This window comes from Sphingosinicella sp., assembly GCF_052387495.1.
In the GTDB taxonomy this organism is placed as follows: domain Bacteria; phylum Pseudomonadota; class Alphaproteobacteria; order Sphingomonadales; family Sphingomonadaceae; genus Allosphingosinicella.
The window spans coordinates 1-9,028 of sequence record NZ_JBQTJC010000160.1 but is presented as its reverse complement, the minus strand read 5'-3'; the positions used below and the strand labels follow the sequence as shown (position 1 = coordinate 9,028).

Genomic DNA, 9,028 nt, shown 5'->3' with positions numbered 1-9,028 from the left:
CGACGAAGAACAGGACGTCCTGGCCTTCCTGGTCGCGGAAATATTCGGCCAGCGTCAGGCCGGTGAGGCCAACGCGGGCACGCGCGCCCGGCGGCTCGTTCATCTGGCCGAAGACGAGCGCGACCTTCGAGCCCTCGGGTGTCGGGTTGCCGTCCTTGTCCTTGGCGATGACGCCCGCGTCGAGGAACTCGTGATAGAGATCGTTGCCCTCGCGGGTGCGCTCGCCGACGCCGGCGAACACGGAGGTGCCGCCATGGCCCTTGGCGATGTTGTTGATCAGCTCCTGGATGAGCACGGTCTTGCCGACGCCGGCGCCGCCGAACAGGCCGATCTTGCCGCCCTTGGCGTAAGGCGCGAGCAGGTCGATCACCTTGATACCGGTGACGAGGATGCTGGTCTCGGTCGACTGGTCGACGAAGAGCGGCGCCTCGGCGTGGATCGGGGCGGTGTCGGTGTGGCCGATCGGGCCCTGCTCGTCGATCGGCTCGCCGATCACGTTCATGATCCGCCCCAGCGTCATCGGGCCGACCGGCATGCGGATCTGCGAGCCGGTGTCGGTGACGGGCTGGCCGCGGGTGAGGCCTTCGGTCGAATCCATCGCGATCGTGCGGACAGTGCTCTCGCCGAGATGCTGGGCGACCTCGAGGACGAGGCGGTTGCCGCCATTGTCGGTCTCGAGCGCCGAGAGAATTTCGGGCGGCTCGCCCTCGAAGGTGACGTCGACGACGGCACCGATCACCTGACTGATACGTCCGGCATCGTTGCTGGTAGTGGCGCTTTTCTTAGCCGCGGTAGCCATTATCGTCTCCATTTGTTCTCTGCAGAAGCGATTGCTCCAGCTTCTGCCTCAAAAGTTGAATTTCTTGATCGTCATTGGACTCGAAGAGGGTGACAGAACCTTCGAGGCCGTAGCTGAACGTGAGGCCCTTGCTCGGACTTTCGGGAACCTCAGGCGACATCCAGCGATTCCACACCCACCGTCCGATAGACCAGGTTGCCCCGATAGCAACCGCGAATCCCGCCGGTATTAGCCAAGGCATGTCCGGCGGGATGGGGCTGGCCAAAATCCAAATCGATGCAACCAGCATCGCTACGGCAACCGCGCTCGGTCCGTCGAGATAGGTCGATCTGAAACCCTGCCAATCATACTGACTGATGATCCAGCCGTCGCCGACTGAGATCGTGACCTCGGGCGTCCTGATCAGGCGCGGCGAGATTTCGATCCTTTGATCGACCAATATTTGCTCGATGGGTCGGGTCACTGATCGCTCAGTTCAATTCGGGTTGTTCGGAATCGCAGCGGGTCGGGCCGTCGATCCAGACCCACTGGCCCTCGGCCTGCTGGAGGATCGCGGTGTGGTGCGCCCAGGCGCCGTTGGCGCCGCGCATCTCATAGGCACAGCTGAACTGGATCGAGCCTTCCTCGGCGCGCGCGCAACTGATGTTGCGGGTTTCACTGCGCGGGGTCGGGCAGGCGTCGGCCAAGGCGCGGTTGAACTGCGCGGCGGTGGGGGCGCCCGCCGTCTGCAGGGCGACGAGGGCGAGGATGAGCGTCTTCATAAGGCTTCGGCTCCCGAAATGATCTCGATGAGCTCCTTGGTGATCGCCGCCTGGCGGGTGCGATTGTACTGGATGGTCAGGCGGTTGATCATGTCGCCCGCATTGCGGGTGGCATTGTCCATGGCGGTCATGCGGCTACCCTGCTCCGACGCCGCATTCTCGAGCAAGGCCCGGAAGATCTGGACCGCGATATTGCGTGGCAAAAGCTCGGCGAGGATCTCCTCCTCGTCCGGCTCGTACTCGACCGCGGCGGACATGGCGGAGGCGGCCGGCGTCCCGCCCTCGACCGGCGGCACCGGGATGATCTGCTGCACGATCGGCTCCTGGACGAGCGCCGACTGGAACCTGGCGTAGAAGAGGTGGACGACGTCGATGCCGTCGGTCTGGTAGCGATCGACGATGTCGTTGGCGATCTCCTGCGCATCGGCGAAGGAGACGAACTTGATCGCGCTGGTGTCGTGCTGGTGGACGATCTGCTTCGGGAAGACGCGCTGGATCACCGCCCGGCCCTTGCGCCCGACCAGGTAGAAGTAGACCTGCTTGCCGTCCGCCATCAGCGCCTCGGCCTTCTTGCGGGCGGCGCGGACGATGTTGGCGTTGAACGCGCCGGCGAGGCCCCGGTCCGAGGTGCATACGACGAGCAGATGGGTATCGTCCTTGCCGGTGCCGGCGAGCAATTTCGGGGTCTGCGGCCCGGCCTCGACCTTGGCGGCGAGGCTGGTCATCACCGCCGCCATGCGCTCGGAATAAGGGCGCGCGGCCTCGGCCGCCTGCTGCGCCCGGCGCAGCCTCGCGGCGGCGACCATCTTCATCGCCTTGGTGATCTTCTGGGTCGACTTGACCGAGGAGATCCGGTTCTTGAGCGCCTTGAGAGAGGCCATTCTACCCTTCCGTCATCCCGGCGAAGGCCGGGATCTCAGTGCGAATTCTCCCCGAGACCCCGGCTTTCGCCGGGGTGACGGGCTTTAAGCGAACGTCTTCACGAAATCGCCGATGATGGTCTTGAGCTCGCCGGCGGTGTCGTCGTCGAGCGCCTTGGTCGAGCGGATCTTCTCGAGCACCGCTGCATGATCGCTCCTCATATGGCTGAGCAGGGCGCTCTCGAAGCGGGTGACCTGATCGGTCGGCACCGTGTCGAGGAAGCCGTTCACGCCCGCATAGATCGAGACGACCTGCTCCTCGACCGGCATCGGGCTGTACTGGGGCTGCTTGAGCAGCTCGGTGAGGCGCGCGCCGCGATTGAGCAGGCGCTGGGTCGAGGCGTCGAGGTCCGAGCCGAACTGGGCGAAGGCGGCCATCTCGCGATACTGCGCCAGCTCCAGCTTGATCGAGCCCGCGACCTTCTTCATCGCCTTGGTCTGCGCGGCCGAGCCGACGCGGCTGACCGAGAGGCCGACGTTGATCGCCGGGCGGATGCCCTGGAAGAACAATTCGGTCTCGAGGAAGATCTGGCCGTCCGTGATCGAGATGACGTTGGTCGGGATGTAGGCCGACACGTCGCCCGCCTGGGTCTCGATGACGGGCAGCGCGGTCAGCGAACCGGCGCCGTTATCCTCATTGAGCTTCGCGGCGCGCTCCAGCAGGCGGCTGTGCAGGTAGAAGACGTCGCCCGGATAGGCTTCGCGGCCCGGCGGACGACGCAGCAGCAGCGACATCTGGCGGTAGGCGACGGCCTGCTTGGACAAATCGTCATAGACGATCACCGCGTGCATGCCGTTGTCGCGGAAATATTCGCCCATCGTGCAGCCGGTATAGGGCGCGAGGAACTGGAGCGGCGCGGGCTCGGAGGCGGTGGCGGCGACGACGATGGAATATTCCATCGCGCCATTCTCCTCGAGCGCGCGGACGATCTGCGCGACGGTCGAGCGCTTCTGGCCGATGGCGACGTAGATGCAATAGAGCTTCTGGCTCTCGTCGTCGCCCTTGTTGATCTCGCGCTGGTTGATGAAGGTGTCGAGCGCGACCGCGGTTTTGCCGGTCTGGCGATCGCCGATGATCAGCTCGCGCTGGCCGCGGCCGATCGGGACGAGCGCGTCGAGCGCCTTGAGGCCGGTCTGCACCGGCTCGTGGACCGACTTGCGCGGGATGATACCGGGGGCCTTGACCTCGACGCGGCGGCGCTCGGCGGCCTCGATCGGGCCCTTGCCGTCGATCGGATTGCCGAGGCCGTCGACGACGCGCCCCAGCAGGCCCTTGCCGACCGGCACGTCGACGATGGTCTGGGTGCGTTTGACGGTCGAACCCTCGGTGATCTTGGAGTCCGAGCCGAAGATGACGACGCCGACATTATCCGCCTCGAGGTTCAACGCCATGCCCTGGATGCCGCCGGCGAACTCGACCATCTCACCCGCCTGGACATTGTCGAGCCCGTGGACGCGGGCGATGCCGTCGCCGACCGAAAGCACGGTGCCGACCTCCGAGACCTGGGCCTCGGTGCCGAAACTGGCGATCTGGTCCTTGATGACCTTGGAGATTTCAGCGGCGCGGATGTCCATTTCTTAGCCTTTCATCGCCGTAGCGAGGGAGTTCAACTTGGTGCGGATGGAGCCGTCGATCATCTGGCTGCCGATCTGGACGACGAGACCGCCCAGGATGGCGGGATCGACGCTCATGTCGACGGCGATGTCGCGGCCCATGCGCGATTTGAGGTTCGCCCGGAGCGCCGCGACCTGATCGTCGTCGAGCGGATGGGCGGAGGTCACTTCGGCTTTGATCTCGCCGCGGTGGCGGGCAGCGAGCATGTCGAAGGCGCGGATCACCGCGCCGAGCTTCGCCAACCGGCCGTTCTTCGCGAGCACGCCGAGGAAATTGGCGCTCAGCGGATCGAGGTTCATCGCCCGCGCGGCCGCGGCGACCGCCCTGGCGGCCTCGCCCCGCGAGATCAAAGGGCTCGTTGTCAACGCGCGGAACTCATCGGATTCGGCGAGCGCCTGGCGGACGCCCGCGAGGCTGGCGCCGACCGCCTCGAGCTGCTTCTCGTCGCGGGCGAGCTCGAACAAGGCGAGCGCGTAGCGCCCTGCCAAGCTAGCCTGAATACCGCCGGAAATATCCACGCGCCTTTGAACTCCTGATCGGATATTTGGAGCCATGAGGGGGCGCGCGTGGCGGCACGCCCATTCGGCTTCGCGGGCGCCCTAGCAGGGGCTTTGCTGCGATGCAAGGTGGCCGGATCGGGAGGCGGCGAATGGGGATCAGGGGCTGGTTTTCAGGGCGAAAAAGCGGCGTTTCCGCCTCGCAGGAGGTGCTGGTTCCCCAGCGCGCCGAACGCCGCTTCGCGACCGGAGCGGCAGTCTTCGACCTCGCCGGGACCGAGCAACTGAGAGCGTTGTGCGCGCTCGACCCGGCGACGCGGGATCAGGCTTGGTATGATCGGTTCTGGGACGCGGCCTGGACAGCGGCACTGGTGATCCCCGATCCGCCGGTTTTCACCGGCCTGGACGGCATGCCCTATCTCCGCCTCGAACTGCCCGGTGACGCGGCGGCGTTCGAAGCCAATTCCCTGATGAACGTCGCGGGATCGATGGTTGAACAGAGCGTCGGCGCGGCGTTATTCGCCTCGGCCCAGGCGGACCCGGATGCGCCGGTCTATGTAATGTCGATGGGCGTGCTCGATTCGATCCTGTGCTTCGACTGCCCTGAAGGAGAGCCGTTAGAGGTCGAGGAAGCGCTGGAAACGCCGCCGACGGACCAGATCGAGTCGAGGATGGTCGGCGTGGCCGAACGCTCGACCTTGAAGGCCGGACAGGAGATTCTCGTCGGAACGCCGTCCGAGCAATATCTGTCGGTGCCGGCGGCCCGCGCTCTTTACCGCCACCTCGTCGAAGGCTGGGGGATGGCCGATCCGCGCGTCGCCTTGATCGTGGTGCCGGCGATGCGGCCGACACGGTCGCTCGTCATCGGCAAGTCCGTCGCCGAGTTCGTCCGGGAGGGGGTGGACGAGGCGCTGATGGCGGAGCGGGTCCGGATGCTGAGCTGGTATCTGCCGCCCAGCCGCCGCCTGATGCTGATGCCGGACGATTGGAGCGCACAGAGCATGACGCCGCTGGCCGATCTGTGCGCGCCGCGCTGAACGTGTAGCTTTGAGCGCAAGCGGCGGGACGCGCGTGCCTCCATGATCGTCCAGACAGGCTTCGAAAGGAGCCCGATCTTGGCTTATCGAATCGAAGGACTTGCGCCGGCGCCGTTCGCGGCCCTGTTCGCAATGGGGGATGAGGAGCTGGCGCGGCACAACGCGAAGCGTGTCACCGCCACGTCGTCGCGCGGCTTTCCGTGCCGCGTCAGCCTGGAGGATGCGCGCGAGGGGGAGGAGCTGATCCTCGTCAACCACGTCTCGCACGACGTCGCCACGCCCTATCGCTCCGCCTACGCGATCTACGTGCGCGAGAGTACCGAGGCGCCGGCCGAATATGTGGACGAGACGCCGCCAGTGTTCGAAGGGCGCCCGCTCGGGCTCCGCGGCTTCGACTCCAACGGCATGCTGAAGGCCGCCTTGCTCGCGATGCCGGGCGACGCCGACGCGAGAATCCGCGAGCTCTTCGCCAACGAGGAGATCGCGACCATCCACGCCCACAATGCCGCGCACGGCTGCTTCGCCGCGCGGATCGAAAGGAATTGACCATGGCCACGCTTGCAACCGCCGCCGGGGCGAATAGATCGACTCCCGTGAACGACCGCTTCACCGTCACCGACGACCAAGCCTGGGCCGCCTTCGAGCGGCGCGACCGGGCTTGGGACGGGCGGCTCGTCGGCGGGGTCAGGACGACCGGCATCTATTGCCGGCCGAGCTGCCCGGCGCGGCGGCCGAAACGGGAGAATGTCGAATTCTTCCCGGACGGCGCCGGGGCGCGCGCCGCGGGCTATCGCGCCTGCCTGCGCTGCGAGCCGGACGAGGTGAACCGCGTGGAGATCGCGCTCGACAAAGCCTACCGCCTGCTCCGCCAGGCGGACGAAGCGCCGTCGCTGGAGACGCTGGCCGAGGCGGTCGGCTATTCGCCCCACCATTTCCACCGCCTGTTCAAGCGCGCCACCGGGGTCACGCCCGCGGCCTATTACCGGAACCTCCGCGCCCGCCGCGCCGAGGCGGCGCTGAGCGAGAACGACCGGATCACCGACGCGATCTACGATGCCGGCTATTCCGGGCCCGCGCGCTTCTATGCGGATGCCAAGGGAAGGCTGGGCATGACGCCCTCGGCCTGGCGCGACGGCGGCCGCGGCGAGACGATCCGCTGGGCGACCGCCCAGACCGACCTCGGCACGATGCTCGTCGCCGCCACGGACAAGGGCATTTGCCGGCTGTCATTCGACGAGGACGAGAACGCGCTCCGTGCGCGCTTCCCGAATGCCGAGATCGCGCATGGCGGCGACGAGATGACCGAGCTGGTCCTCCGCACGGTCGCCGCCGTGAACGCGCCCGAGAAGCCGCACGATCTGCCGCTCGACGTCCACGGTACCGCCTTCCAGGAGGCGGTCTGGCGCGAGCTGCAGAAGATTCCGGCCGGCGAGACCCGGACCTATGCCCAGATCGCGGCGGCGGTCGGGCGGCCGGCGGCGGTGCGCGCGGCGGGGACGGCGAACGGCGCGAACAATGTCGCCGTGCTGATCCCCTGCCACCGCGTCATCCGCACCGACGGCACGCCCGGCGGCTATGCCTATGGGCTGGAGCGCAAGGCGAAGCTGCTGGCGCGGGAGGCGAAGGGCTGAGCTCAGCCCGGGGTGCCGGACGCGCCCTGGTTCTCGCAGGTGTAGACCAGGCGCTCGTTGGGCAGGCGCGGAAGGATGGCGGCGATTTCGCGCTGGCGGTCGGCGAGGATGGTGCGGGCCTCCTCGTCAGCGCCGCAGCTGCGCGTTTCGACGTCGCGGCGGAGCGCGCGGGCGCGGGTCAGGCGCTCGGCGTCGAGCAGATAGCGGTCGACGACATATTCGCCGCGCGCCGGGTTGAAGCGGAGCACGGAGACGGCGGGCTCGGCATCGGGGACGAGGATCCGAGTCCAGACCTCGCCCTCCCGGGCATATTGGGTGCGGCCGTTCATACAGCCGCTCTCGCTCCATTCGAGCGGCACTTCGGGCTCGAAGGAGACGGTGACCCGGCTGCGCTCGGGTACCAGACGGCAGAGATTGGCGCCGGCGAAGCGGGCCGGATCGGGCGCCGCGGCCGAGGCGTTGCCCGGCGCAGTCTCCTCCAGCGCGGCGCGGCTTGGCCGGGAGACGAAGGCGATCACGGCCAGGACGAGCAACAGCGCGCCGCCGCCGCCCAGCATCATCGCGGGCCGCTGCCGATTCTTGATCAGCAGGATGCCGCCGCCGCCGAAGGCGAGCATGGCGAGCGCAAGCAGGAGAATGGCGAGCGCGGCGCGCGTCTCGCGGCTCTCCTGGATGGCAATCAGTGCCCGTTCGCGCTCCGCCGCCGCGGCGCGCGCCGCCTGCTCGCTCGTCGCCTCGCGCGCCCGGGCCTCGGCGGCGAGGCGCGCTTCGTCCTGGCGCACCCGGTCGGCCATGGCGACGCACTCGCTGCTGATCGCCTGATAGGGCTGGCGGGCGGCGCTCAGGAAGGCGGCGAGCTCGCGATTGCCGACGGCGAAGGCGAAGGGCGCGTCGCCATTCTCGTTGCGCGTGATCAGGGCGTTGACGCCGAGCACGCGGCCGCACTGATCGAGCAAGGGCCCGCCCGAATGGCCGCGGGCGATATTGGCGGTGTGGAGGAGGGTGGTGATGCCGTTGATCCGGCGGACATTCGAAAAGATGCCGACCGAGCGGGTCGGCGGCAGCGGCGTGATATAATCGTCGGCCGAGCGCGCCGTGGCGAGATCGACATTGCCCGGATAGCCCAGAGCGGCGACCGGCGCGCCATCGTCGACCGCGCCGATATAGAGCGGGATTGGCGGCACCGTCCCTTCCTCGACCGCCAGCAAGGCGAGATCGCGAGCCGGATCGACCGAGAGGATGCGGGCGCGATAGGCGCGGCTGCCTTCCGACGGGACCACGCCGACCGCGACCATATCCGGAAATTGCGCGGCCTGCTGGATGACGTGGGCGTTGGTGACGACCCGGTTCGGCGCCACCGCGAAGCCGCTGCCATGGCCGAAATCCGCGACCTCGCCATCCTCGAAGGTGATGACGACGACGCGGACCACCGAGCGGCCGGCCGCGGAACTGTCATCGGCGCGCGCCGGGGCGGCGAGAGCGAGCAGGGCGAAGAGGAGGGTCAGGAAGCGCAGCATCGCAACTGCTGTTTATCCTTCGCCTAGAGGAAGGAATAGGGGTCGACGTCCACCCCGACCCGCACCCCCCGGGGCCATTGCAGGTTGCCGAGCCATTCTCTGAGGATGTCCTGCAACGGCACGGTGCGGGCGGCGTGGACGAGGAGGCGGTGGCGGTGGCGGCCGCGGAGCATGGCGAGCGGGGCGGGGGCGGGGCCGAACACGGCCATATTGTCGTGGCGCGGCGCGGCGCGGCCGATCAGGCGGGCGGT

At 67.8% G+C, this 9,028-nt stretch carries 9 protein-coding genes and 2 pseudogenes; 3 read left to right on the top strand and 8 right to left on the bottom strand.

All coding sequences use genetic code 11. The features are described 5' to 3' along the window. From ACT4N8_RS09100 to ACT4N8_RS09075, 6 genes and pseudogenes are all read right to left on the bottom strand, one after another. Positions 1-799: pseudogene (locus tag ACT4N8_RS09100) on the bottom strand (F0F1 ATP synthase subunit beta); the annotation flags it as partial. Continuing rightward, positions 783-1,262 carry a hypothetical protein gene (locus ACT4N8_RS09095; RefSeq protein WP_444857812.1) on the bottom strand — a complete coding sequence of 160 codons (480 nt, stop codon included), beginning with the start codon at positions 1,260-1,262 and terminating at the stop codon, positions 783-785. The pseudogene ACT4N8_RS09100 and the gene ACT4N8_RS09095, both read right to left, overlap by 17 nt. 7 nt (positions 1,263-1,269) lie before the next feature. Continuing rightward, the gene (locus tag ACT4N8_RS09090) at positions 1,270-1,560 is read right to left on the bottom strand and encodes a hypothetical protein (RefSeq protein WP_444857811.1); all 291 of its coding nucleotides are present in this window, start codon (positions 1,558-1,560) and stop codon (positions 1,270-1,272) included. Next, positions 1,557-2,441 carry a F0F1 ATP synthase subunit gamma gene (locus tag ACT4N8_RS09085; RefSeq protein ID WP_444857810.1) on the bottom strand — a complete coding sequence of 295 codons (885 nt, stop codon included), beginning with the start codon at positions 2,439-2,441 and terminating at the stop codon, positions 1,557-1,559. The genes ACT4N8_RS09090 and ACT4N8_RS09085 overlap by 4 nt, the downstream gene beginning before the upstream one ends. Before the next feature lie 84 nt (positions 2,442-2,525). Then, positions 2,526-4,055 (bottom strand): F0F1 ATP synthase subunit alpha, encoded by a 1,530-nt coding sequence (gene atpA / locus ACT4N8_RS09080; protein ID WP_444857809.1) that lies wholly within the window; start codon positions 4,053-4,055, stop codon positions 2,526-2,528. 3 nt (positions 4,056-4,058) lie between these two features. Further along, positions 4,059-4,613: a F0F1 ATP synthase subunit delta gene (locus tag ACT4N8_RS09075; RefSeq protein ID WP_444857808.1), complete on the bottom strand. Its 555-nt coding sequence runs from the start codon at positions 4,611-4,613 to the stop codon at positions 4,059-4,061. A 188-nt stretch (positions 4,614-4,801) separates the two neighbouring features. On the opposite strand from ACT4N8_RS09075, the gene ACT4N8_RS09070 reads away from it, so the two are divergent. The 3 genes from ACT4N8_RS09070 (at position 4,802) to ada (ending at position 7,260) form a co-directional block, all read left to right on the top strand. Next, positions 4,802-5,629, top strand: a complete 828-nt coding sequence (locus tag ACT4N8_RS09070; protein WP_444857807.1) for a hypothetical protein — start codon at positions 4,802-4,804, stop codon at positions 5,627-5,629. Between the two features lie 78 nt (positions 5,630-5,707). Continuing rightward, positions 5,708-6,175 carry a DUF1203 domain-containing protein gene (locus tag ACT4N8_RS09065; RefSeq protein ID WP_444857806.1) on the top strand — a complete coding sequence of 156 codons (468 nt, stop codon included), beginning with the start codon at positions 5,708-5,710 and terminating at the stop codon, positions 6,173-6,175. Between the two features lie 2 nt (positions 6,176-6,177). After that, positions 6,178-7,260 (top strand): bifunctional DNA-binding transcriptional regulator/O6-methylguanine-DNA methyltransferase Ada, encoded by a 1,083-nt coding sequence (ada, locus tag ACT4N8_RS09060; protein WP_444857805.1) that lies wholly within the window; start codon positions 6,178-6,180, stop codon positions 7,258-7,260. 2 nt (positions 7,261-7,262) lie between these two features. On the opposite strand, the gene ACT4N8_RS09055 is transcribed toward ada, so the two are convergent. Further along, the gene (locus ACT4N8_RS09055) at positions 7,263-8,777 is read right to left on the bottom strand and encodes a S1C family serine protease (RefSeq protein WP_444857804.1); all 1,515 of its coding nucleotides are present in this window, start codon (positions 8,775-8,777) and stop codon (positions 7,263-7,265) included. 23 nt (positions 8,778-8,800) lie between these two features. Beyond that, positions 8,801-9,028, bottom strand: a pseudogene (locus ACT4N8_RS09050) (primosomal protein N'); the annotation flags it as partial.